The following is a 24,696-nucleotide window of genomic DNA, read 5'->3' as shown; positions in this document are numbered from 1 at the left end:
TTTCTTTTTTAGAGAGACATTAATGCATTCACCTTTGCGTTATGGAGTGGCCCTGACTGTCGCTCTTTTATCGCTAACCGCACATGCGGACCTACAGGAGCAGCTGGATGCCCTGGAGCCGGGAGAGGCTTTTGAGCTTCCTGCCGGGCAGGTGCCGTCGCTGGCCATTCGGGTGCCTGGGGTAACGGTGTCTTGTCATCCCGACACCGTGATCGACGCCGGTGGGCAGGGCAACGCCGTGGATATTATTGCCGAGAAAGTGACGTTGTCTGGCTGCACCGTGCGCAACTGGGGCAGCGATCTGAACGAGCTGGATGCGGGGATTTTCGTGGCCCGGGAAGCCCAGGAGGCGGTGGTTGAGAATAATCGCCTGGAGGGGCCGGCGTTCGGGGTCTGGCTGGATGCAACACCGGATGTCACCGTGCGCAACAACCATATCCGGGGCGATACCAGTCTGCGTTCCCAGGATCGGGGCAACGGCATCCACCTGTTCAACACCACCGGCGCACTGATTGAAGGCAACGACATCAGTCAGACCCGTGATGCCATTTATATCGAGACGGCCAACCATAATACCCTGCGGGGCAATGTGATGACCGATCTGCGTTACGGCATCCACTACATGTATTCCATGGATAATCTCCTGGAGAACAACATCACCCGGGGAACCCGCACCGGCTATGCGCTGATGCAGAGTAAGCGGCTTCGGGTGATCAACAACCGGTCCGAGAATGACGAGAATTACGGCATCCTGATGAACTTCATCACCCAGTCGGAACTGCGGGGCAATGTGGTGACCGGGGTGTCCCAGGGCCAGTCCGCCGGGGTGTCCATCGACGGCGCCGAGGGCAAGGCCGTGTTTATCTACAACTCCCTTTACAACACCTTCGAGGGCAACCTCTTCGCCAACAGCAATATTGGCATTCACCTGACCGCCGGCTCCGAGGATAACGAGGTGTTTGGTAACGCCTTCGTGAATAACCAGCGGCAGGTCAAATACGTTGCCACCCGGACCCAGACCTGGGCCAAGGAGGATTCGGGCAACTACTGGAGTGACTATCTGGGTTGGGACCGGGATCAGGACGGCATTGGCGATGTGCCCTATGAGCCCAACGACAACGTGGACCGGCTGCTCTGGAAATACCCGGAGGCCAAGGTCCTGATGTTCAGCCCGGCGGTGGATACCCTGCGCTGGGTGCAGGAGGCCTTTCCTGTTGTCAAAGCGGCCGGCGTCAGTGATCCGCACCCCCTGATGCGCATTCCCGAACCTCTGCAATCGGAGATCCGATGAACTGTTTTGAGCTGGATAACATCAGCCACAGCTATGACCGGGAGACCGTCCTGAAGGACGTGACGCTCCAATTGAACCCCGGTGAAATTCTGGGGCTTTTCGGCCATAACGGCGCCGGCAAGACCACCACCATCAAACTGATCCTGGGTTTGATGAAGCCCACTGCGGGCCGGCTGTCCGTGCTGGGCGGCCAAGCGGGTGACCCGAAGGTGAGCCAGCATATTGGCTACCTGCCCGAGAACGTCATGTTCTATCCGCAGTTGACCGGCCGGGAGATCCTGGCCCATTTTGCCCGCCTCAAGGGCGCGTCGCCCGCCCAGGTGCCGGAACTGCTGGCACAGGTGGGGCTGGCGGATGCCATGGATGCCCGAACCCGGACCTACTCCAAGGGGATGCGACAGCGTCTCGGCCTGGCCCAGGCGCTCCTGGGAAAGCCCCGGTTGCTGATGCTGGACGAGCCCACGGTCGGGTTGGACCCGGTGGCGACCGCCGATCTCTACCGGCTGCTGCGACAACTGCGGGACGAGGGCACCGGCATTGTGCTGTGCTCCCACGTGCTGCCCGGGGTGGAACCCTATATTGACCGCGCGGCCATCCTCACCGCAGGCGCCCTGCAAGCCGTTGGTGACCTGCCGTCGCTACGCAGGCAGGCAAACATGCCAGTGACCCTGGATCTGACTTCTGCGGGTGACGTTGGCGATCTGGAAAACACCATCAATGCCGCCACCCGGGGCAGGGAGACCGTGCTGCGGCGGGACGGCCGACAATTGAGCGTGGATATCGCCCCGCACGAAAAGATGCCGGTGTTGCAGGAATTGCTGGCATCCGGAGCGATTGCCGATCTGTCGATCCACCAGCCGAGCCTGGAGGATCTCTACGTACATTTTATCGGTGCTGGCGGCCTTGCCCACCGGGGAGGGGCCCAATGAACGCCGTATGGACCATCGCCCGAAAAGAGTTGAGCGACAGCCTGCGTAACCGCTGGCTGGTGGCCATTTCCCTGGTGTTTGCCACCTTGGCCCTGGGCATTGCCTGGTTTGGCGCGGCGGCGGCCGGGCAGGTGGGCTACGCCTCCACGCCGGCCACCATCGCCAGCCTGGCCAGCCTGGGTATTTTCCTGATACCGCTGATCGCCCTGTTGCTGGCCTACGACGCCATCGTGGGCGAAGAGGAAGGCGGCACACTGTTGTTGCTGATGACCTATCCGCTTAGCCGCAGCCAACTGCTGCTGGGCAAGTTCCTGGGCCACGGCCTGACCCTGGCCCTGGCGACGGTGATCGGTTTTGGCGTGGCCGGGGCGGCTATCGCCCTGCTGGTGGAGGATGTGGCGATTGTCAGCCTGGCGACGGCCATGGGCCGGTTCATCGGCTCCACCATCCTGTTGGGTCTGGGGTTTATTGCATTGGCCTATCTGATCAGTGTCCGGGTGAGCGAAAAACCGGTGGCGGCGGGCCTGGCCCTGGCTATCTGGTTTTTCTTCGTGCTCATCTTCGATCTCCTGCTGTTGGGCGGGCTGGTGGCCAGCGAAGGGACGCTGAACCCGGAACTCATGCCTTGGCTGCTGATGCTCAACCCCACTGACATTTACCGCCTGCTCAACATTGTGGCCTTCAGTGGCAGTGAGCCGTTGAGCGGTGTACTGAGCCTGGGTTCAGATCTCCCGGTCGGCCAAGCCGGCCTGTGGCTGGCCCTGGTGATGTGGTGTGTGCTGCCGTTGGCCGCCGCCCTGCTGCTTTTCCGTAATCGTCGAATCTGAGAGGAACATAACCATGGCGTCTATTTTAAAGCGAGGTTTCGGGCTGGCGTTGGCCGCGTTGCTGCTGGCCGGCTGTACCCAGGAATCGGCAGAAACAACCGCCCGCCCCGACCCGGTTCAGATTGAATCCGGCGACGAGTGCCATGTCTGTGGCATGGCGATCACCCGCTTCCCCGGCCCCAAGGGAGAAGCCTTCCCGGAGGGTAGTGAGAAAGTTCACAAGTTCTGTTCCACCCGGGACATGTTTGCCTGGCTGTTACAGCCGGAGAACAAAAACCGGGACCACACCCTGTACGTGCATGACATGGCCCGGGCGGACTGGAACCAGCCGGACGACCGGCATCTGATAGATGCCCGGGAAGCCTGGTATGTCGTGGGCTCTGAAAAGACTGGCGCGATGGGACCAACCCTGGCTTCGTTTGCCAGCCAGGACGAGGCTACCGCTTTCACTGGAGAGTATGGTGGAGATGTCCTCGCGTTTCAGGACGTGACCATGGAGCATCTTAATCAGGGGATGTCTATGGGAGGGATGGATTCCATGGAGGGCGGGAAAGAAGCCGGTTCACTTCAGCACTGACGAGTAAGCTGGCATTTTCAAAAGGCTGGGCTGAAACTGAGCTCTCGCTATCAGTCTACGACCTCTTCTGGCCAACGCCGTTTTGGGCTACCCTGAGCGACACAAAACGACGCAAATCCAGACAGTTGCAAACCGGACGTAACGGCGAGAGCGCATGGACAAGAAAAAGCTCACAGAACGGGACATCTGCACCAAGTTCATCAACCCGGCCCTGAAGCAAGCCGGTTGGGACATCCAGAGCCAGGTACGCGAAGAGTTCCCCGTCACCAATGGCCGCATCATTGTCCGTGGCCGCATGCACACCCGGGCCCGCCCTCGTCGTGCCGACTATGTGCTGAACTACAAGAAAAACATCCCCATCGCCATCATCGAAGCCAAGGACAACAGGCACAGTCTGGGCGATGGCATGCAACAGGCTTTGGCCTACAGCGATGCGTTGGATGCTCCGTTCGTGTTCAGCAGCAACGGCGATGGCTTTCTCTTCCACGACCGCACCGGGCTTTACGGTAAGACTGAAACCACCCTGCAGTTGGACGAGTTCCCCTCGCCAGAAACGCTCTGGCAGCTCTACCGCCAATACAAGGGCATAGGCCAGGTCGCCCGCCAAACGGTCGAGCAAGCCTATTACGACGACGGCAGCGGCCGCACCCCGCGTTACTACCAGATGGTGGCCATCAACCGCACCGTGGAGGCCGTCGCCAAGGGGCAAGACCGTCTCCTTCTGGTAATGGCCACCGGCACCGGCAAAACCTTCACCGCCTTCCAAATCATCTGGCGGCTTTGGAAGTCAAAACAGAAGAAACGCATCCTGTTCCTGGCTGACCGCAACATCCTTGTGGACCAAACCAAGAACAACGACTTCAAGCCCTTTGGCCAGGCCATGACCAAGGTCACCAACCGCACGGTGGACCCGTCCTACGAGATTTACCTATCGTTGTACCAGGCGGTCACCGGCAGCGAGGAAGAGAAGAACATCTATAAGCAGTTTTCCCCGGATTTCTTTGATCTGGTGGTTATCGACGAGTGCCACCGGGGCAGTGCGGCAGAGGATTCCGCCTGGCGGCAGATTCTGGACTACTTCTCCAGCGCAACCCACATCGGCCTGACCGCCACCCCGAAAGAGACCAAGGAAGTCTCCAATATCGACTACTTCGGTGAGCCGGTTTACACCTACTCGCTCAAGCAAGGCATCGAAGACGGCTTCCTGGCCCCCTACAAAGTGGTGCGTATCGACCTGGACCGGGACCTGCAGGGCTGGCGCCCCAGCAAGGGCCAGACTGACGTTAACGGCGAACTCATCGAAGACCGCATCTACAACCAGAAAGACTTTGACCGCCAGCTGGTATTGAAGAAGCGCACAGAACTGGTGGCCAGCAAGGTCTCTGAGTTCATGGCACAGACCGACCCGTACCAGAAAACCATCGTGTTCTGTGAAGACATCGACCACGCCGAACGCATGCGCCAGGCCCTGGTGAACCTGAACCCGCAGCGGGTGAAAGAGAACCGCAAATACGTGATGCGCATTACCGGCGACGAACAGGAAGGCAAGGCCGAGCTGGACAACTTCATCAACCCGGAAGAGCGCTACCCGGTCATCGCCACCACCAGCAAACTCATGACCACCGGCGTGGATGCCCAAACCTGCAAGCTCATCGTGCTGGATCAGCGCATCCAGTCCATGACCGAGTTCAAACAAATTATTGGCCGTGGCACCCGCATCAACGACGACTACAACAAGCACTGGTTCACCATTCTGGACTTCAAGAAAGCCACCGAACTGTTCGCAGACCCGGACTTCGACGGCGACCCGGTGAAGGTTTACACGCCCGGCAGCGACGACCCGGTGAATCCCGACGATGAAAATGCGATACCCGAAGACGAACAACTGGAAGCTGGGTGTGGCGAGAAGCCTGAAGGCTACGAGGTTGGGCCAGATTCAGGCTGGGAAACCGACGACCCGGGCGGGGAAACAGGAGGCTCTGGAGAGGGTGGTGGCCGCACCAAATACTACGTGGACAACGTAGAAGTCAGCGTCATTGCAGAGCGCGTCCAATACCTGGGCCCCGACGGCAAGCTCATTACCGAAAGCCTCAAGGACTTCACCCGCAAGAAGGTGAAAGAACAGTACGCCACCCTGGACGACTTTCTGCGCCGCTGGAACGAAGCGGAGCGCAAGCAGGCCATCATCGACGAACTGGCCGAACAGGGCGTTATCTGGGACGACCTGACCCGGGATGTCGGCAAGAAACTGGGCGAGGAACCCGATCCCTTCGACGTTATCTGTCACATCGTCTACGACCAGCCGCCCCTGAGCCGCAAGGAGCGGGCCGAGCAGGTGCGCAGGCACGACTACTTCAGCAAATATGAAGGCGCCACCCGAGAGGTGATGAACGCACTGCTGGACAAGTACACCAATGCCGGCATCGAGCCCATTGAGAAAGTGTCCGTGCTCAACACCGCCCCGTTCAGTGAAATGGGGTCCGTTATCGAACTGGTCAACGCCTTCGGCGGCAAACCCGGCTACACCGAAGCCGTGAAAGACCTGGAAGACGAACTCTACCAACAAACCTCCTAACCCCTGCCTCTAACGCCAAAGTCTACGGCGAACATCCCCTCTCCCCACGCGGGAGAGGGCCAGGGAGAGGGGGGAAGCTAATTAACTCCGAAATCAGACAGAACCACAGGAACCCCCATGGCCATAAGCACCACCATCAAATCCATCCAGGACATCATGCGAAAAGACGTGGGCGTGGACGGTGACGCCCAGCGCATCGGCCAGTTGGTCTGGATGCTGTTCCTGAAAATCTTCGACGACCGGGAAGACGAGTGGGAGCTTACCTACGACGAGTACAAGTCCCCGATTCCAGAGCGCCTGCGCTGGCGCAACTGGGCCGCCGACCCGGAAGGCATGACCGGCGATGAGCTCAAGGACTTCATCGACAATACCCTGTTCCCCGGCCTGCAAGAGCTGGAGCCGGCTGGTGACGACTACCGGGGCGTGGTCATCCGCAACGTGTTCGAGGATGCCTACAACTACATGAAGTCCGGCCAGCTGCTGCGCCAGGTCATCAACAAACTGCAGGACGGCATCGACTTCAATAAATCCGCCGAGCGCCACGAGCTGGGCGATATGTACGAGCAAATCCTCAAAGACCTGCAGAGCGCCGGCAACGCCGGTGAGTTCTACACCCCACGGGCGGTGACCGAATTCATGGTCAACCGGGTAGACCCGAAGCTGGAAGAGAAAGTGATGGACCCGGCCTGCGGCACCGGCGGCTTCCTCACCTGTACCATCGAGCACAAGCGCCGCAACTACGTGGAAACGCCGAAGGACGAGCAAATCCTGCAAAAAAGCATCCACGGCGTCGAGAAAAAGCCCCTGCCGCACCTGCTGGCCACCACCAACCTGATTCTGCATGGCATCGAAGTGCCGGACCAGGTAAAGCACGACAACACCCTGGCCCGCCCGCTCATCAGCTGGGGGCCGAAAGAGCGGGTAGACGTTATCGTGGCCAACCCGCCCTTCGGCGGCATGGAAGAAGACGGCATTGAAACCAACTTCCCCAGTGCCTTCCGCACCCGGGAAACCGCCGACCTGTTCATGACCCTGTTCATCCATTTGCTGAGGGAGGGTGGCCGCGCCGCCGTGGTGCTGCCGGACGGCTTCCTGTTCGGCGAAGGCATGAAAACCCGCCTCAAGGAAAAGCTGCTTGAGGAGTGCAACCTGCACACCATCGTGCGCCTGCCCAACGGCGTGTTTAACCCCTATACCGGCATCAAGACCAATCTGCTGTTCTTCACCAAGGGCAAGCCCACGGAAACCGTGTGGTACTACGAACACCCCTACCCGGAAGGCTATAAGAACTACAGCAAAACCAGGCCGATGAAGTTCGCAGAGTTCCAGACCGAAATCGACTGGTGGGGCACCGAAGCCGACGGCTTTGCCAGCCGGGAGGAAACCGAACAGGCCTGGAAAGTGTCCATCGACGACATCAAGGCCCGCAACTACAACCTGGACATCAAGAACCCCTGGCAGGGCGAAGAGGTCAACCACGACCCGGACGAATTGCTGGCCAAGTACGAACAGCAACAGTCCGAAATCCAGGAAATCCGCCACCAGCTGCGGGACATCCTGGCCGATGCGCTCTCTCACAACAGCGATGAGAACACCGGCGGAGGTGCGGCGTGAGTGCGCGGGAGCTGATTACCGAACATCTGGATTTGTGGACCGGGGCGGTGACGAAGAAAGCCAGCAGTGGCCGGGGTAGTAATGGCAAGGTTAAGTTGACTGGGGTTAAGAAGCTTCGGGAGTTGATTCTGGAGTTGGCCCTCTCGGGCAAACTAGTTGAAGCAGAGGAAAGCGATGAACGAGCGCACCAGCTATTGTTGAGGATTGAGTCGGAAAAAGCTCGCTTAGCTGCCGAGAAGATAATCAAGAAGCCCAAAAAGCTTGAAGCTGCCAGCGGTGATGAGCCCTATCAAATTCCGTCACATTGGTGTTGGGTTCGCCTAGGGCAAGTAACGAACTACGGAGTCACAGACAAAGTTGAACCCAATCAGGTTGCTGATAATACTTGGGTATTAGAGCTGGAGGATATTGAAAAAGAGAGCTCCAGGCTTCTCAACAAAGTTCGCTACACGGAACGCCAGTTCAAGAGCTCGAAGAATCGGTTTAAGCGGGGTGATGTACTTTATGGAAAGCTCCGCCCCTACCTCGACAAAGTGCTCGTTGCGGATGAGCCTGGCGTCTGTACGACCGAAATCATCCCCATTCGGGGCTATTTGGGGCTATTGCCAGAGTTCCTTCGGTTGGCGCTGAAGTCGCCGAACTTTAAGCGTTACGCCAATGACTCCACGCATGGCATGAATTTACCTAGACTTGGAACCGACAAGGCTAGGTTAGCCATGATTCCGCTGGCCCCGGAACAAGAGCAACACCGCATCGTCCAAAAAGTCGATGAACTCATGGCCCTCTGCGACCGCCTGGAACAGCAAACCAGCGACCAGCTCGAAGCCCACGAAACCCTCGTGGACACTCTGCTCGGCACCCTCACCCAATCCGAAAATGCCACCGAACTGGCCGACAACTGGGCCCGCCTCGCCGCCCACTTCGACACCCTGTTCACCACCGAACAGAGCATCGACAAGCTCAAGCAGACCATCCTGCAACTGGCGGTGATGGGGCGGTTGGTGGAGCAGGATGCGGGGGATGAGCCTGCATGCGAGCTGCTCAATCGTATCGCTGAAGAAAAAAATCGACTGGTGGCCGCCCGGAAGCTCAAGAGGCAAAAGCCGTTGACGGAAATTGGTGAGGAGGATAAACCGTTCGAGTTGCCAAGCGGATGGCACTGGGCTCGATTTGGTGATGTCTGTGCAATAAAAGGAGAGCTGGTCCGTCCAGAGAACTTTCCGGATCTACGACAAGTTGCACCTGACTGCATTGAGAAAGGTACGGGGCGGATTACCGAAAACCGAACAGTTAAAGAGTCGGGAGTTAAAGGGCCAAATAGTCGATTCTTTGCCGGGCAAATCATTTATTCAAAAATACGTCCCTCGTTGTCGAAGGCTGCCTTGGTTGATTTCGATGGCCTTTGTAGCGCAGATATGTATCCAATTGACGCTTTCATTGACTCCAGATTCCTGTTGATGGAAATCCTATCAGAGATTTTCCTTCAGCAAGTCAGGGTCGCGGAAAACCGAATTAAAATGCCAAAACTCAATCAAGAGAGCCTGAGAGGCTTCGTATCAGCAATCCCCCCCCTAGCGGAGCAACACCGCATCGTCCAAAAAGTCGATGAGCTCATGGCCCTCTGCGACCAGCTCAAGGAACGCCTGAACCAGGCCAGCGAAACCCGCTATCAGCTGGCCGAAGCCGTGGTGGAAGGAGCCCTGAACTAATGGCGTACAACAGGCCATGGAAGTCCTTCCCCGAGCAACTGGAACTGCTCAAATCCCGGGGCATGGTGGTAACCGATGAAGCCGCCGCACTGGATTACCTAGAGCGGGTGGGTTACTACCGCCTCAGCGCCTACTGGTATCCGTTTCGCAAGTTCGAGGTGGTGCAGAGCGACAATGCCGGAAAGTTGGCCACTCGAGCCCTGGACGAGTTTCAGCCCGGCACCCAGTTTGTGGATGCGGTTCACTTGTACCTCTTCGACAAGCAGCTGCGTCTGTACCTGGCCGACGCGCTGGAACGTATCGAAATCTCCCTACGGGTAGACCTGTCCTACCTGTTGGGCAAGCGCAGTCCCTTTGCTCACGTCGAAAATACAAAGGCGCATTTCCACCCAGGCTTTGCCGGCAGAGCATTCAGCAAGAACAATCCGAAACCGGCCTTCGATGCCTGGCTAGGCAAGTACCGGGAACTGGTTAAACGCTCCAAAGAAGACTTCGTGCGGCACTACCACACCAATCACGGCGATGAGTTGCCAATCTGGGTAGCCGTGGAGGTATTGGATTTCGGAGCCATCTCGCAGCTGTTCAGCATGCTCCACCCGAGAGACCAGCTGGCCATTGCCAACCGCTACGGCGTAGATGACTGGAAGGTGTTCAAAAGCTGGTTGTTCAGCCTGAGTTACCTGCGCAACCTGGTCGCCCATCACAGCCGGCTTTGGAACCGGAACATCACTTCCAAACCCAAACTGCCCAAGCGGGGCAAAATAGCCTGGTGTGATGCGTTCATCGACAACGAAGACACCCGCTTCAAGCCGTTCCTGCTGTTGGCTATTACGCGCACGTTGGTGAAGTCGATATGCCCAAATACGGAGTGGCACGAGCGGCTGGCCAAACACCTGGAACAGTTTCCAGAGCAGCACTCATCTCGGAAGCTGGATTTGAGCGGGATGGGGATTGCGGAAGACTGGAAGGACTGGTGGTAACCAGAAAATAAAAACCCCAGCGTAAGTTGCAAGCAACCAAGAGGCCGGGGTCATGTTACTGATGATATTAGCGAATGCTATCGGCCTAATGCAAGTGTGATTGTGGCATCTGCTAACGGAGATTGAGCGCCCAGTGTGGTGCAAGGCGGAGCTGTACTGGACAAGCCCGAAGGAAATAATTAACCTATTAGGTTAATGGAAATAAGGAAATTATGAGAATCACCTTTGCCACGAAAAAGCTGATGAAGCAGATGAACGATGGCCGAGAGATGGTTAAGGCTCATGGACCCAAAAGAGCCAAAAAACTTCAGATAGTGCTCACCCAGCTGCATGCTTTGCCGGATCTCGGGGCGTTTGCGCCACCGTACAGCCCGCCCCATCGCTGTCACGAACTCACGGGCAATCGTAAAGGGCAACTGAGCGTCGACCTGGACCATCCCTATCGGCTCATCCTGAAACCGGACCATGATCCTTTGCCAGAGCGCAGTGAAGGCGGACTGGATTGGTCTTCAGTTACAAAGATCAAAATTATTGGAGTGGTGGATACACATGGGTGAATCGGTAAAGAATCAATACGAGCCCAACTACGCGATCCTTCCCGGTGAAGTCTTGAGTGATGAGCTGGGCATGCGGGATATGACACAGCAGGAACTGGCAAAGCGGACCGGGCTGACGCCGAAACACATTGTTTCGATTATCAAAGGAAAATCTCCGATTACTCCTGAAACAGCGATAAAGCTGGAGCGGGCGATTGGAATGCCGGCCAATTACTGGCTTAACCTCGAGAGCAACTATCAGGAAATAAAGGCCCGGTTGGATGAGGAAAAACAGCTTGAATCGGACCTGAGCTGGCTCAAACGAATTCCAGTCAATGAGATGGTGAAGCTCGACTGGATCAAGCGTTATAAAGACAAGAAGGAACAGCTCAAAGAAGTCTTGCAGTTTTTCGGGATTGCCAGCGTGGAGCAATGGGGAGATATGTGGCCAAGGCTCAGCGTGGCCTACCGCCAGAGTAGCCAGTCCAGCGTGTTTCCTGAGGCGGTTTCCGCATGGCTCAGGAAGGGTGAGATTGATGCTGCATCAATAAACTGTGCCCCCTATAACAAGCAGAATTTCCGCAAGGCGCTCGATAAGATCCGGGCTTTGACGGATATGTCTCCTGAAGAATTCGTGCCGAGAATGCAGGCGCTATGCTCTGAGGCCGGCGTAGCCGTTGTCTTCGTTCCGTCGTTGCCGAAGACTGGGGTGAGTGGTGCTACACGCTGGGTTCATTCAGACAAGGCTGTCATTCAGCTCAGCCTGCGTTACCGCTCGAACGATCACTTATGGTTCACCTTCTTTCATGAAGCTGGCCACATCCTGCTTCACGGCAAGAAAGACTTGTTCATTGAGCGTTCGGACAAGAGCAGCAACGGGCTCGATGAAGAAAAAGAGTCAGAGGCCAATCGTTTCGCGCAGAATGAACTGATACCCGCAAGAGCAATGGAGAAGTTCATTCAGGGGGGAGGGCGGACAAAAGCTGAGATTCGCTCATTCGCAGAACAGGTAGGGATAGCGCCGGGCATCGTGGTTGGGCAATTGCAGTACAGAGGGGTCCTTGACTTCAAGTTCTGTAACGACCTTAAGCAGTTCTACAAATGGAATCACGAGCAAGCTTACTAAGAACTCAGCAAAAAACGGGGCCGGCAGGCGAAAAGGCGAACGCTTGTTGTAGTGGAAGAGCGGTATGTGGTGGTGTTCGACGACCCCAAAGAAAAGGGCAAACCGCACCAATTTGTGACGGCATTTCCTGCAGACCAGAGCTACATGGAGCGAATCAAGCGGACAAGCTTTTTGGTGGAGACGAAAGCCGGGGCGAAAAAACAGGGGATGTAGAAAAAGAAAAGCCCCAGTCTTATCGGCGACTGAGGCGCTGCCACGATCCAAAACCTTGGGTAAAGGACCAACCGGTCGTTTTCGACCTGTTGAGAATGGTAGCCATCCTCGGCTTCTCAAGCAATAGAGGCTATATACCGATTCGTAATAACGTGCGGTGCGCAAACAAAAAGAACCCCCGCGTAAGCTCCTTTTGGAGTCAAGAGGCAGGGGTCGTGTTAGCTGAAAGATTATGTGCTGAGCCTCGAGTAATCAAGCAGCTTTATATTAAGAGCAAGTACGGAGTCGCCTGAATGGTCAGGATTGGCTCAGATCGCCTTTGGGGAATAAAAAAGCCCGCTTTCAATGGCGGGCTCTTTATGGAATATGGCCCGCCCGTCAGGATTCGAACCTGAGACCTTCGCCTCCGGAGGGCACCTTCAGAGGGTAGTCGTAGGTGGCAGGCTTGGGGGTTAATCGTTGCTAATCAACTGGATGGTGGCGTAAGACCTATAAAGCTGAAAGCCTTGCTATAGGCGGTTTTCAACGATTTTTACCGATTTGGTGGCACATCAATGTCCGGTTCCGCGTGTCTTCGATATCGCCACCTGACCATTGCTCTGCATCCCCCTAAATGGTCTAAGCAGCATTCTCCTATACTTCCCATCATCTTAGAAATGTCCGGTTGTTGCTGTCTTGATATGCGCAGTTAGCATGCTAATCAGCGGTTTGGGCTAATGCTCCTGGGCCTGTTCGACAGTCACAAAATGAACCCATCTAACTCATACCGGTTGGCCAAGTCCAGCTGGTGGGCCTTTGGATAGGTTCGAGTTTGTTCCGGTGTTCCAAGTCTGAGCGCGACAACCATGTATTTGACCAGAGGCGCGCGAACTGAAATTCGCAATGTTTTGTCTGGCCCCATTGCATAGTCATCAGCGACCAGCTGTTGTTGTTCTGGCTGCAGGGCTGGATTGGGTGTTAATGCCATTTCAACTTCGTCGAACCATTCAACGTCATTGGGCGGGGTGGCCATCTCCAGGCGTTCGCCCTCAATCTCAGGCACGCCGACGAATCGGTGCAGCATGAAGTCTTTGAACACCCGGCCTCGCTCGCAAAATGCACGGACGTGCCAACGACTGTCTGCCGACACCAGCGTGTGAGGCGCAATCAGTCGTTCTTCTCCGCCGGGGTTTGACAAAGACCGATAACAAACGGTGAGACGATGGCCTTCACGCACTGCTTGCAAGATAACGCGTACAATTTCTGGATCAACGGGGCGGGTCAGGGATTGCACTCTGTCTATAGGGGCTCGCCCGGTTTGTAGAGCGTAAAAGTGATTGTTCTGAATGGATCCACTGTGCAACATATTCAGATACTCATTGACCTCACCGTGACTGAACCGCGGCTGAAAACTGGTTTCGGGTATGTAGCCCCTTGCCTGACTACAGAGGTGAATATTGTCCGGTACTTTTCGTTGGTAGGACTTGATGATCTCTGAGGCTTTGCTTCTGCCGATGGAGAAGGCCGCCTTCAGGTGGTTGGTGGTCAGTCTTCCTTCCCACAGGGCAATCACTTCGATCAGATGGAACTGAGCAACGCGCTCCCAGTTAAGAGCTGTGTCGATGTTTGCGTCCATATAAACACCCGGGTCTGCTTGAAATTCGGACAGATTGTAGATTCGTTCAGTATCGCATGCTTGCCTTGGCTTGGGCATCCTTCTTCCAATCGTCAATTCGAAAAGGACGCCTCGATATGGCAACAGCTCAGGAACAGGTTGGCCTCTCGGCCATGGGGCTTGATTGTGACTTGAATCAGGTCTCTGTGTACCGCTACCGCGTGACCATTGAGTCAGGTGCTGATGAACAGGAATCGCAGGTTCAGCAGACTCGAAAAGCGGCCAGGCTTGTTGCGAGGAGCAACCGCTGGCAGCCGGTGACTGATGTGGGCCACTATGCGGTTGTCGCTCTTGAGCATTTGGATAACCTGAATATTGATGCTTTCGGTTTTAAATGCTCTCTGGAACCGGAAGGCGAAGTGGCACTCCAAGCTGCCAAAGAGGAAGAGCGGGCTGCTATCGAACGGCTTTTGAATCAGGATCTTAATCGTGCAGCTTTCAACTTGGTCCGAAACCAAGATCCCTCAATTGGTCGTCCCCTGAAAGCATCCAGGCATCCCTCCGGCTGGGTTGAAATCGAAGAGGCCAATCCATCAGAGCGCATCCGCGCGAAGTCCGCTTACCTTGATCTGTTCAAAACCCTTCAAATAACGCCGGAACTACTGCCCAGTGGCCAGGCGATTCTGGGACTCTCAGTGCGCCACAAAATATGTGCAAAGGACGGTATTACGCTGGACTGGGTCATCAATAACCGGCCGGACTGGCTGAAAGACATCAGGCGTGTGCGTCATCGCTATGCTGCACAAGGTAAGCCACCAGGCGTTGCTGACTTTCACGGGGTGTCAAACGACAAGACTGCCGATTCATCGGTACCTGGCACTCCGCATACCCTCTATAGCTACCATGAAGAAAAAGGCCACATTCGGCCAGGACAAGCAGAATCCGTCCATGCCAGCCATGCGGTCAAGGTGAGTTACGGGCGCAAGGATACGTTTGATCACTTGGGTGCGCTGCTGGAACCTATGTTCGATTTTGAAACCCTTCAGAAAATTGACAGTCCTCTGCTCAACCGGATGGCGAGGGATCTGAAGTGGCCGATCATGGATCGATTGAAAGCGTCTGGTGCGATGGTGAAGGGGCTGGTATTGCCCGGGTTCAAGGCAAGAGTGGTGCCGCTTGAGCCGTTGTCTGAGGCGGCGGATAACATTTGTCCACCTTTCCGTTTGAGCTTTTACAACGGTCGCAAGGGTGATGCGGAAAAATCTGTATTGAAGCTGGGTGCGTTTCGGGGCATGACCCGCTCCCAGGTTGTTTGTCTGGCTGTTGGTACCAGTGTCAGCTCGGAGGAGTTAAGCGATCACTTTCACAATCTGCGTGAAGCCTGCCAAAGCTTGTCTGCCGATCCATTGCCAAAATGGCGAGGTATGCTCGAACCCAAACCGCTGAAGGATGCCATGGAGTTGGATAAACGGCTGGTCGATACGCCTCCCGAGAACACACTGTTGGTGATTGCTCTCGACAAGTCCGGTAACAAAGCGGAAATCCGAGATGTGGCGTTTCGCCATAAGCTCGCCTGCCAGTTCATGCTCGTGGATCACAACACGAGGACGTATCAACGCACCTATTACAACAACCTGGCTGCAGGGGTGTTCAGCAAAGGGGGTGGTTTGATCTGTGGTCTGGGAGACATGCCGGGGGAGGTGGATCTCTTTATCGGTCTGGATCTGGGTGGCGTATCGCAGCGAGCACCCGGTTCCGCTTTCTTGTTTACACGCAATGGGGCTCAGCTCGGTTGGCAGTTGGCGGACCTTCAAAGCGGAGAACGCCTGGAAGATAAGGCTCTGAAGAGTCTACTTCACAAAAGTATTCAGGAGTATGGCCGCCACCACAATGGGGAGCCTCCACGTACGATCACCATTCACCGCGATGGCCGATTCTTCGAGAGTTTGGATGTGATCGCTGAGGTTGAGCAACAGTACGACATCAAAATCAGTGTGCTTGAGGTAATCAAAAGTGGCGCACCGATTCTGTTTCGCAAGTATCAGCTATCACGAAAAAGCAAGTATCGAAACCCTGAAGTGGGGGACGTCTATCGCTATGTCGGCCTGGATGAGCTGATTCTAGCGACCTACAGTGGTCAGGAACTGGGTGCCTGGGGCGATAAAGTCAGTGTGAGACCGCTTCGGTTGCGTAAACGCTATGGTGAGCAACCCTTAGACACCATGGCCCAACAGGTTTTGCTGCTGAGCCGGATCCATGGTGCGTCCCTATATCGCCATCCAAGACTACCGGTAACCACGCATCACGCGGATCGTTTTGCGACTCTGAGGCAGTCATGCAGTTTGGAGGCTTTGTCGCATATGGATAGGAGCTGTCCCGTGTATTTGTAGGATCTAGGGAAAATTACTATTTGTACTAAAGGCGATCGCGGCTGGCATAGAGAATTCTTGTGATGAAAAGAGGCCTCTATTTCCCAAAACTTATGAATTGACATGGCTCAACTTCTTTTGAAGAAACCTTGAAAACTTAGAGTAGTGCCGAGGTTCGGCCTTGATGCTGTATGTAGTCAATTGCTACTTTCTAAGTGATTGGGAAGCGCTAAATTGCGGATTCAAAGGAAGCTGTAGCGAAAGTATAATGATAAAAGGATTTTTAAGTGTCTACCTCCCTCCACCCTAGTATTTCTCAAAATGTGAAGCAACGTATGGTTCTTGTCGTCAACTGTTGGTTCGTGTCTCGCGCGTGGATATATTGATATTTTTCAGAAATCATATAGGTTGTCTTCTGTGAAAAAATATAATAAATGCCGCTATGATTTTTGGGGCTGTTTTCAGCTCAAGCGTTGTGTTGGCTGAAAGAGATAACGAGCTTTTATGGACCGATCCAGATGAAGTTGGATCGCTGGAGATAGTCCTAAAAAACTCTGTGTGGGCGAGTGGTGAAGATCCGGTAGAGTGCCTAAGTCATATATGTGGCAGAATGTGGCTGAAGTAGGAAGATTTTTAATTAAGGAAGCATGATCTGCGGTTTTCAATTCAAAATGATCAGTGAAGAGGCTAGATGAGATTTTGCTTCTGATGTGTTGATGTGTGTCGAAATTATTATGAGGGGCATGGGAATGAGCGAAATCGTAGAAAATAATATGCCTGAAGTGGATGGTGCTGATCTTCCTGAAGATGAAAAGAGGTTGGTTACTATCGTTTATGGTCTTCAGGCTTTGAGTCTGTTTGTTATGTTTTCATCTATTGTGGGTGTGATAATAAATTATTTGAAGATGGGTGATCTCAAAAATGATGTTTCTTGTAAGCATTTCTCTTATCAAATCAGAACATTCTGGTGGTCTCTGGCTGTTGGGTTGATTGGTGCTGTATTAACCATGGTTGGTGTTGGTGTTTTTGTTCTGATCGGTCTTTGGATATGGTATGTATATCGGATAATAAAAGGCTTTGTCAGATTGAATGATGGTAAGGCCATTTAATCTAATCCTGGTTGGGTTTTATACGCAGATATTTGAGAAGGATTTTTGCTTTGCAAAGGTATTTGTTTCTTCTTGTTGCCACGGTTCTAGGTTTTTTGGGACTTGGCTCGGTGTCAATGATATTTTTGGTTATTGCATGGCTAGAAGCAAGAGCTGGCGATGGCAGTGAGCTGATTGAGGTCCATCAGGAATGGATTCGTAAGTCTGCAAAAATTGCATTGCTTGCCCATGTCATTTTGCTTGGGGTTATGGTTGCTAAAGCGAGTATGGTTGTTCTGAATGGCGGAGAAGGTTGGTTGCAGGCTTTGATCGCTCATTGGTTTATTGACCATATTGGTGAGGCATTAATTAGCGTATGGCTGCTGTATCGGGTGATAAAGGGTGCCACAAGCTGTAGGAATAATAGATTTCCAGTCGCAGTGGATGATCAATTTCCCACAGGTGAGAATGTAGGGTAATGACGATAAAAAGGAGTTTTTATGAGTGCTATTGATTGGTACCTGGGGCCTTTCCAAAAATTTGCAAAATTTGAAGGGCGAGCTAGTAGAAAAGAATATTGGATGTTTGTGGTCATGAACATTCCGGTTGCTTTTTTATTTGGCGTTTTAGATGCCTTGGTTGGGGCGGGAGGAGTTCTGGGTGGTGTCTATAATTTGATTCTTCTTGTACCTAGTGTTTCATTGATGTGTCGACGTCTCCATGATCAAAATCGTAGCGGATGGTGGCAGCTGTTACTCTTTATACCAATTGTCGGGTTTATCGTTATCTTGGTTTTCATGTGCTTGGACGGCACGGCCGGCGACAATCGTTTTGGGTCAGACCCAAAACGTCGTGACACTAGGGAGTCCGATACTGTCGCTGTGCAAGCTTCGTAATCTGAAGTGCATCTGTTACTGATAAATTGAGCGGTTCCAGTTGTATGTCTCAAGTGGAGGTAACTAACCTGGGCAAATTCACTTACGACATATCGACGAAAGTGATTGGGTTAAGGTGAAAGCCACGAAGGGGCGTAAGTTATGGTACCGATGGTGAAGCATGGAGGCTGGCTTAAACTGCTTTTGGTACTTCTGGTCCTGGAAGTGGCGTATGTCCTTGCCGAGTTTAGTTTTAATGCCTCCATTCTTAACGCCGCAAGCGGAGCTTTGGGCACCGGAATTGAGCTGGATCATCTGACGATAAAGGGTAAACAGCTGTCGGGGGTTGGACTGGGCCTGCTGATCTTTGCCTTTGTTGCGCTGCGCGGGACCAACCCACCGCGACCATCCCGACTACTGGTTGGCTCTGCCCTTCTCTTTCCGGGTTGTATTTGGGCCATGACTACCTTTCAAACTTGGCTGATTAATGGCCCGATCGTGGATGCCGCCAGCAATGAGGAACTGGTAGCGGCGCATTATCTTCAGAACGCGGTACCTGCCATTCGGGATGGGCTGATTGGCATCAAGGGTGTGCCCATTAACCGGGAGGATCTGCCCCGGCCCGAAACCAAGGCTTTTCTCACCCTGATTGGCCCCACTCTGCTGCACAACGATCAGGCCGTGGCCAAGGTGGTTGATACCGCCCACGAGCTGATCAAGAACCGCGTCCAGCAAGAGGCACTTCGTGCCGCTGATGATTTATACGAGGTCTACGGTGAGCAGGTCGGGCCCGAACGTGTAGGTGCGTTGTACGAGGCGTATATGGACGGTTCGTACCAGTACACGGTCGATCTGCAGCGCCAGATGGCAGAGATAGATCAGTGGAGTCGCAAACTACAGCGGGCGACCAGTCGCCTTAAAGGCGCTTGGGCCCGGTACAAGCACTATCACAAATGGGATGGTGTGATGTGGTCAGATTATTCTGATGTCGTCACCACGCCGGGACTCACCCGCAATGAACTGATGGCGCACCCGAAGACGCTCAAACACGCACTGGGGATTACCGATCCGAAGTTACTGGCAAAGATAAAACCACATTTATTCACGGATGAGCGAGTGATTGGTGGGGCGGTGATTTTGCTTCCTCGCCCCTTTATGCGGGTGGTAGCCAGGCATGAATATCCCAAGAAATTTCGGGAAGCCTTCTACGATCAGATTAAGGAGGAAACCGGGCTGGAGTACCACGACGATACGTTGCGCCCGCATCTGTCAAGGTCGGAATTCATGGCCACGCCGTTTATGAATGCGCTGACCCGGCACCTTATCAGTCAAACAGCAACAGACATGGATTACGACCTGAGCGCCAATTCAACGGTTCGTCCAGGAATGAGTAAGGATGCCTTCGTTAATGAGGTCGTTATCCCTGCGGCCTGGGAACAGGCAGATCGTCTTTTTGGTAGCCTGCCAGAGCCAGGTACTACACTAAATCGGGGCAACCCAGAGCACACAGCCCCGCTAAAAGCCTTGTATGTGCCCGCGCTGGCACTTACGTTTTCGCTGATTTTTTCTGTGTTGACCCTAGGAAAGATTGCCAATCGCCTGGCGATGATCTGGCTCACATGGAACAAGCCGGGTCGCATGGTCGGGCCTGCCCGCTTATTGATACCTGTAGGGACGTTGGTTGCGTTGGTTAGTCTGCCGGTCCTGATTGGAAGTAACCGTCTGGCGCAAACGGAGATCATCGAGGCAGCGGCAGGTAAATCGGAGTCCCTTGGTGTGCCAGCAAGTATACTGCGGTGGACGATGGATGTTGAGCCATTGATTTTTCCACTTGGAAACAAGGCGATGCAGGTGTTTAGTGTCTCATGGCTAAACTTTGCACAATATCACGATGAAAATGCTACCGCGCGAGATGTTGGGAGTAACAAACAAACTGTGCAAGTTATTGACTTGAAAGCCGCGTTATCTATTGTGGAGTTGCAGAGAACACTGGGCCGAAAAGGCTACGATCCCGGGCCTATCGACGGAATTTTGGGGCCGGCCACTACCAATGCTGTTCGTGCGTTTCAGGAAGATCACGGTCTTGCAATCACAGGTACCCAGAATCGAGAAACAATAAAAGCGTTGAGAGATTGAGCCTGTAGTGGTCAACCAATCTTAGACAATATTTTAAGGTTTTCTCTGGTTGCAGATCAAAGAAGAAGTATTAATGATAGGTCAAATGAAGCTAACCTTAAGTGGGCGAATCGATTTCAGGTTTCAAATGAAACCGAACTGGGTAACCCTTTGAAGGACTGATTGACAGGTTCTGTTTGTAACGAAGCCACCGCTCACTTCTGCTTAGAGCTCTAACTCCCCCTGTCGGTAAGATGGCTTCAGGACTGAGGGAGTGTGGCTTTCTTCCGCAGCATATTGCGTAGAGCTGACACCAAGTGAAAGGCGGTCAAGTCTTCGTTTCGAGTAACGTCGCACAGTGGCTGGCGGATAGCATGTCATTAGCCTTTGTATGCCGGTTCTAAAAATCGACTAAACAAATACTGAATTATTGATGTCGGCTTGAGTTGAACACCTAATGAGCACTAAATAACGTTCTCTTAGCCATTTTCTGAACCTTGTACCTTCGCCAATGCTGAATTGGAGCAGATCTTCCATACCCTTTCGCAGAGGCGTTCTGAGCCCCCCGCGATGGATCTTAAAGCTTGATGGGTTTCACTTTGACCTTGTCGAAAGAATGGTCAACGATATGCTTTTCCTTGGGCATCGTCCGGGGCGCACTCTTCGGAAGCAGAGGGCCGTAACGACGTTCCATGGCTGGAATGATCGCGGCGCGGTACCTGCCCTTCAGCCATTCACTCATAGTCGGCATCTTAACTGTGGCCGGAAAGTACATGGCCATGGTGGAGTCCCGCAGGAATTCCTCGGCTCGATACTTTGATTGATGTTCAACAAGATACCGATACTGGCGCTTTTGCTTCTCAAAGTAGTGACCTTTACTGGTGTGGAACTTATGTTTACCGCCTGTAGCCACAGTCCGGAGAAGTTCAACGATGTCCTGCATGATAAACAGCGGAAGGAGGATCGGCACGAAAAATAGTGCTCTCATGAACCATGAAAACAAGCCGGCAGCGCCTCCAGGGTGTTGTCCTGCTGCATTCCATGCCGCGGTCCCTGGGTCGAAAAAACGAGCCCGCATTTTGGAGTTCATGTAACTCATTGAGAGCGGGATACCTGTAATCAGGTAGAAAAAGGGCACCATGAAGAACATTAGCGGCACCCAGATAAAGGAGATTTCACCCAGGAATGTCGGTAGTGATTGGTTCTCCAGCCCCTTATACAGTGCGTAGTCGATGCCACCCAGTACAAGCAATCCGATAGCCCATGCTCGAAGTTGCCAGATGCGTTGCCAGGCGTTCATGTTCGCCATTTGGTTGGGGAGCGTGTTCTGCAGGTACTTGGTTTGGTGTCTGGTGCTGTCGCCATTGGCCAGCGCTGCTGCCGTTACAGCCGAAGCCGCCAGACCACTCATGCCACCGACGTTATTGCTTTTTTTCATGTTCCACTCCTTGTGACCCAAACACAAATAACAAAAAACTGCACAAATATTAGAGTTAATTAAGTGTCTTCGGTAATGGGGTGCATGCTCAGCTCCAAATATGCCTTGACACTTTGGATGCTTAGCCTGACCTTGATTATAGAATACCCGCCGAATCCCTTCCCCTTTCAAGATGCCGTTTTTTTTGAAGGTCACCATCCTTTGACTTCAAGCTCCAACTACCCCAATTGGTGAAAGATGAGGATCAAGCAATAGCCGATATTGCAAACCATTATTAAATAGTTTTCATATCGGGTAGAGTTCTGGTTCAGGTTTCACTTTCCCTGCATCAGCACTTACATTAGTCACGAGTCATTCGTTTAATCAATACTGGGAGGCGCACCTATGCTCCTCCCTTTTAGTTGCGTGATGATAATTTGACCAATATCAAGCCAGAGCATCCCGGATGCAACATCATGATATACCCAACTTCCTTTAGTTAGAAAAAATGACGATCGCTTCTAACCGGTAACTGCTAGTTCCTTAATCTTCTGATTCAAAGGCTGGCTGGCCAATTGATATGCATCAAATTACGTTCACGTAGCAAAAAATGTGGGATAGATTATTGGCATAGAGTCTTGATGGCAGGAATAACGTACTGCAAAGTTTAAAATGTTATGGACAAAATTGCAGTCTCCGTTTGAGTTTGTCGGATCGTAAGCATAGGCCTTAATTTGGGATGAATGCCAGATCGAAGCCCGGCATTTGCAAGGGTTTTACGCATACAAAAATTAGCCAGATTAATCGGTCAATGGTCAAGGCATAGGTAAGACAGAAGGTTATGTCGCTGTCAGGGTATGTGGTTGACATTTGTTTCGTGAGAACTCATTCAAGTCGGAGCTAGGTCACAGGGAGTGGGCTATGAAAAATACATCAAAAAATGTTGACGGAACCGCAGGCCTGGTTGGCGCAGCAGCAATCGCGCTGGCTGCATCACAAGGCGCCCCAAACACTAACGAGTACCTGTCCAAGACGATTCCTGAATCTCTCGCCAGAAACAATGCGTGGGATTCCATTGCCGGATTCTGGGCGTACCTGCTAGTAGGCTGGCCAATTGTCGTGGGCCTTCCCGCAGGACTGATGTATCTGATCGACAATGACCTGATGCCGGAGTTTCTGGCAGACATCTCATGGATGTATATTCCACTCCTGGTCTTCCTGGTGCCATTTGCATATGCGCTCGCAGGCTTGCCAATGGCCCGGGATCACATGTTTGCTAAAGTTCGGGCACGAGTGTACGAGCCGGGCGGAAGAGCGTGGGCGAAAGCGGCAAGCCATCCTGGCGGCATGGGTGGATTCATTGAAACGGTGTTCTTTGCGGCACTGTATATTCCGGCATTTCTGCCAGTGTTCATCATTCAGGATACCATTGAACTCCTGCACACTACCCTGACCCTTGGCAAACACACATACCGGACCAGCAAAGGGCATTATTTCGATCGCCAGCGCAAGCGGTACCAGGAGATTGCACGGACTAAAGGCATCGAAGAAGCTGAACGCTTCCTTCTGGCGACCTCTAAATCCATGCACCTGTCACGCGATGCAGACAACATCACAATGGCTCAGTGGCGCAACGGTCTTCGCAGCGCATGCATCGGTCCACTGGAACGGAAATATGGACCACTACTGGAAAAGAACGGAACCCATAACGGCAACAACAAAGGGATAACTGGCGCGACACCGAAGGAAAAGCACACCGTCCGCCACGAGTTTGACCACATTAAAGTGAAGCCCATCAAACTTTAAGGCCTGCCGGGTAACACAAAACTCCAATCAATATAGTGAATGACCAAAGCAACTTTTTGTAAAGCGCTGTTCTAGCGGTACAGCGCGCCGGTTGCCTGAAGGTCGATGGTTCTTAACAACTGGCGTGAGAGTCCGCCGCGGAGGTGAAGCATGACTACTGAACCACTTGTCGTAATTAAGGAAGATCCGAAGGCGTGGGCGCCCCAGATCACCGAGCTGAAGAAGCGGTGTGCGGCGGTTGTGAAAGATCGCAAAAATCTACCGCATTCGGCGGTTAAGGAAATCATGTTGGACCGGGATCGCCGCTTTTACTGGGCTATTCTGGTATATAAGGCGGGCCGGTATAACTACCATGTGCGCCACGAAATTTACAAGGAAATGTACGGTGCGTGCCTTCGCAGTCTCACAGAAGGCGTCAAAGAAGGCTGGGATGCCTACGTGGAGGAAATTACGAAGCGTGACGTTCCTCGCGAAACCATTTTGAAGGCGTTGCCGAAATACGAAGACATTGAGCTTGGCGTTGAGGAATGGATCGCTACCGCCGAATTCATCCGCTCCGTCATGGTAGATGGTGGTTGTAGTCCGGTGATGTTCGACATTGAACCGCTGGAAATGCTGTCTGGCATGATTGATGAGGGTTGCGTGGATGCATCTGAACCTTTGAAGATGCGGATTGTTAAGCGTCCGTCTTTTACCGGATGGGAGCGCTATTTTGGTCCGGGGGTCACCCGAGTCAATATGCAGTAACCGGCCTTTCCTTTCTAAAGAGGCTCATAAATTCTCGCTTGTAAAAATGTCCGGGGTGAAGTGTCCGCATGCGAATCGTAAGCATGCTGACGATGTTCGAAGTGAGCGGTTATTTGGTGGGGTAGCTGGAAGTGTGGAAGAGGTTGGTCAAATGTGTGCGGGGGTATTACTAATGGGTACGAAAGTAAGCGAACATCATTTATAATGTAGCGTTCGTTCGCCAAGCTTATCGGATATCTACACTCATGCGTCACGATGACGGTCGTAAACTTGATCACAAAACCTTAGAAGCCATTCGCGTTCGCGCC

The 24,696-nt window shown here is 53.4% G+C and carries 20 protein-coding genes and 1 tRNA gene; 18 read left to right on the top strand and 3 right to left on the bottom strand.

Annotated features, from left to right (window positions below):
* The first annotated feature begins 22 nt into the window (after positions 1-22).
* The 11 genes from BY454_RS14390 to BY454_RS14340 all read left to right on the top strand — a co-directional run bounded on the left by BY454_RS14390 (position 23) and on the right by BY454_RS14340 (position 12,377).
* Entirely contained in the window at positions 23-1,291 is a 1,269-nt protein-coding gene (locus tag BY454_RS14390; protein ID WP_104417223.1) for a nitrous oxide reductase family maturation protein NosD, read from the top strand.
* Complete coding sequence (locus tag BY454_RS14385; protein WP_104417222.1) at positions 1,288-2,220, top strand: ABC transporter ATP-binding protein; 933 nt, start codon at positions 1,288-1,290, stop codon at positions 2,218-2,220. Before BY454_RS14390 ends, BY454_RS14385 begins: the two co-directional genes overlap by 4 nt.
* On the top strand, positions 2,217-3,047 hold the full coding sequence (locus tag BY454_RS14380) for an ABC transporter permease (protein WP_104417221.1): 831 nt from the start codon (positions 2,217-2,219) through the stop codon (positions 3,045-3,047). Before BY454_RS14385 ends, BY454_RS14380 begins: the two co-directional genes overlap by 4 nt.
* 13 nt (positions 3,048-3,060) lie before the next feature.
* Positions 3,061-3,624 carry a nitrous oxide reductase accessory protein NosL gene (locus BY454_RS14375; protein ID WP_104417220.1) on the top strand — a complete coding sequence of 188 codons (564 nt, stop codon included), beginning with the start codon at positions 3,061-3,063 and terminating at the stop codon, positions 3,622-3,624.
* Between the two features lie 154 nt (positions 3,625-3,778).
* Positions 3,779-6,199, top strand: a complete 2,421-nt coding sequence (hsdR, locus tag BY454_RS14370; RefSeq protein ID WP_104417219.1) for an EcoAI/FtnUII family type I restriction enzme subunit R — start codon at positions 3,779-3,781, stop codon at positions 6,197-6,199.
* Between the two features lie 117 nt (positions 6,200-6,316).
* Entirely contained in the window at positions 6,317-7,813 is a 1,497-nt protein-coding gene (locus tag BY454_RS14365) for a type I restriction-modification system subunit M (RefSeq protein WP_104417218.1), read from the top strand.
* Positions 7,810-9,522, top strand: a complete 1,713-nt coding sequence (locus BY454_RS14360) for a restriction endonuclease subunit S (protein ID WP_104417217.1) — start codon at positions 7,810-7,812, stop codon at positions 9,520-9,522. The genes BY454_RS14365 and BY454_RS14360 overlap by 4 nt, the downstream gene beginning before the upstream one ends.
* The gene (locus BY454_RS14355; RefSeq protein WP_219820642.1) at positions 9,522-10,502 is read left to right on the top strand and encodes an Abi family protein; all 981 of its coding nucleotides are present in this window, start codon (positions 9,522-9,524) and stop codon (positions 10,500-10,502) included. The genes BY454_RS14360 and BY454_RS14355 overlap by 1 nt, the downstream gene beginning before the upstream one ends.
* A gap of 212 nt (positions 10,503-10,714) precedes the next feature.
* Positions 10,715-11,059, top strand: a complete 345-nt coding sequence (locus BY454_RS14350) for a type II toxin-antitoxin system RelE/ParE family toxin (protein WP_104417216.1) — start codon at positions 10,715-10,717, stop codon at positions 11,057-11,059.
* Positions 11,052-12,164 (top strand): HigA family addiction module antitoxin, encoded by a 1,113-nt coding sequence (locus BY454_RS14345; protein ID WP_104417215.1) that lies wholly within the window; start codon positions 11,052-11,054, stop codon positions 12,162-12,164. Before BY454_RS14350 ends, BY454_RS14345 begins: the two co-directional genes overlap by 8 nt.
* 51 nt (positions 12,165-12,215) lie before the next feature.
* On the top strand, positions 12,216-12,377 hold the full coding sequence (locus BY454_RS14340) for a hypothetical protein (RefSeq protein WP_219820998.1): 162 nt from the start codon (positions 12,216-12,218) through the stop codon (positions 12,375-12,377).
* A gap of 367 nt (positions 12,378-12,744) precedes the next feature.
* On the opposite strand, the gene BY454_RS16905 is transcribed toward BY454_RS14340, so the two are convergent.
* Both BY454_RS16905 and BY454_RS14335 read right to left on the bottom strand, forming a co-directional pair.
* Positions 12,745-12,896: transfer RNA gene (locus BY454_RS16905), tRNA-Ser, on the bottom strand.
* A 220-nt stretch (positions 12,897-13,116) separates the two neighbouring features.
* Positions 13,117-13,992: a helix-turn-helix transcriptional regulator gene (locus tag BY454_RS14335; RefSeq protein WP_181049711.1), complete on the bottom strand. Its 876-nt coding sequence runs from the start codon at positions 13,990-13,992 to the stop codon at positions 13,117-13,119.
* Between the two features lie 116 nt (positions 13,993-14,108).
* On the opposite strand from BY454_RS14335, the gene BY454_RS14330 reads away from it, so the two are divergent.
* The 5 genes from BY454_RS14330 (at position 14,109) to BY454_RS16970 (ending at position 20,439) form a co-directional block, all read left to right on the top strand.
* Positions 14,109-16,361 carry a Piwi domain-containing protein gene (locus BY454_RS14330; RefSeq protein WP_104417213.1) on the top strand — a complete coding sequence of 751 codons (2,253 nt, stop codon included), beginning with the start codon at positions 14,109-14,111 and terminating at the stop codon, positions 16,359-16,361.
* A 728-nt stretch (positions 16,362-17,089) separates the two neighbouring features.
* Positions 17,090-17,449 (top strand): DUF4870 family protein, encoded by a 360-nt coding sequence (locus BY454_RS14325; RefSeq protein ID WP_146082720.1) that lies wholly within the window; start codon positions 17,090-17,092, stop codon positions 17,447-17,449.
* 50 nt (positions 17,450-17,499) lie between these two features.
* A complete protein-coding gene (locus BY454_RS14320; RefSeq protein WP_104417211.1) occupies positions 17,500-17,907 on the top strand; it encodes a hypothetical protein in 408 nt (135 codons plus the stop codon).
* Between the two features lie 21 nt (positions 17,908-17,928).
* A complete protein-coding gene (locus tag BY454_RS14315) occupies positions 17,929-18,324 on the top strand; it encodes a DUF805 domain-containing protein (protein WP_258075668.1) in 396 nt (131 codons plus the stop codon).
* Between the two features lie 141 nt (positions 18,325-18,465).
* Complete coding sequence (locus BY454_RS16970) at positions 18,466-20,439, top strand: peptidoglycan-binding domain-containing protein (RefSeq protein ID WP_219820640.1); 1,974 nt, start codon at positions 18,466-18,468, stop codon at positions 20,437-20,439.
* 556 nt (positions 20,440-20,995) lie between these two features.
* On the opposite strand, the gene BY454_RS14305 is transcribed toward BY454_RS16970, so the two are convergent.
* The gene (locus BY454_RS14305) at positions 20,996-21,856 is read right to left on the bottom strand and encodes a hypothetical protein (RefSeq protein WP_104417210.1); all 861 of its coding nucleotides are present in this window, start codon (positions 21,854-21,856) and stop codon (positions 20,996-20,998) included.
* A gap of 900 nt (positions 21,857-22,756) precedes the next feature.
* Between BY454_RS14305 and BY454_RS14300 the strand changes: the two genes are divergently transcribed.
* Together BY454_RS14300 and BY454_RS14295 are read left to right on the top strand one after the other, a co-directional pair.
* Positions 22,757-23,641 carry a hypothetical protein gene (locus tag BY454_RS14300; protein ID WP_104417209.1) on the top strand — a complete coding sequence of 295 codons (885 nt, stop codon included), beginning with the start codon at positions 22,757-22,759 and terminating at the stop codon, positions 23,639-23,641.
* Positions 23,642-23,791: 150 nt separating this feature from the next.
* Positions 23,792-24,388: a hypothetical protein gene (locus BY454_RS14295; protein WP_104417208.1), complete on the top strand. Its 597-nt coding sequence runs from the start codon at positions 23,792-23,794 to the stop codon at positions 24,386-24,388.
* Positions 24,389-24,696 lie beyond the last annotated feature (308 nt).

Source organism: Marinobacter persicus (assembly GCF_002934325.1).
In the GTDB taxonomy this organism is placed as follows: Bacteria; Pseudomonadota; Gammaproteobacteria; order Pseudomonadales; family Oleiphilaceae; genus Marinobacter; species Marinobacter persicus_A.
Note: the sequence above shows the minus strand (reverse complement) of the source record. Positions and strands in the feature narration are given on the sequence as shown.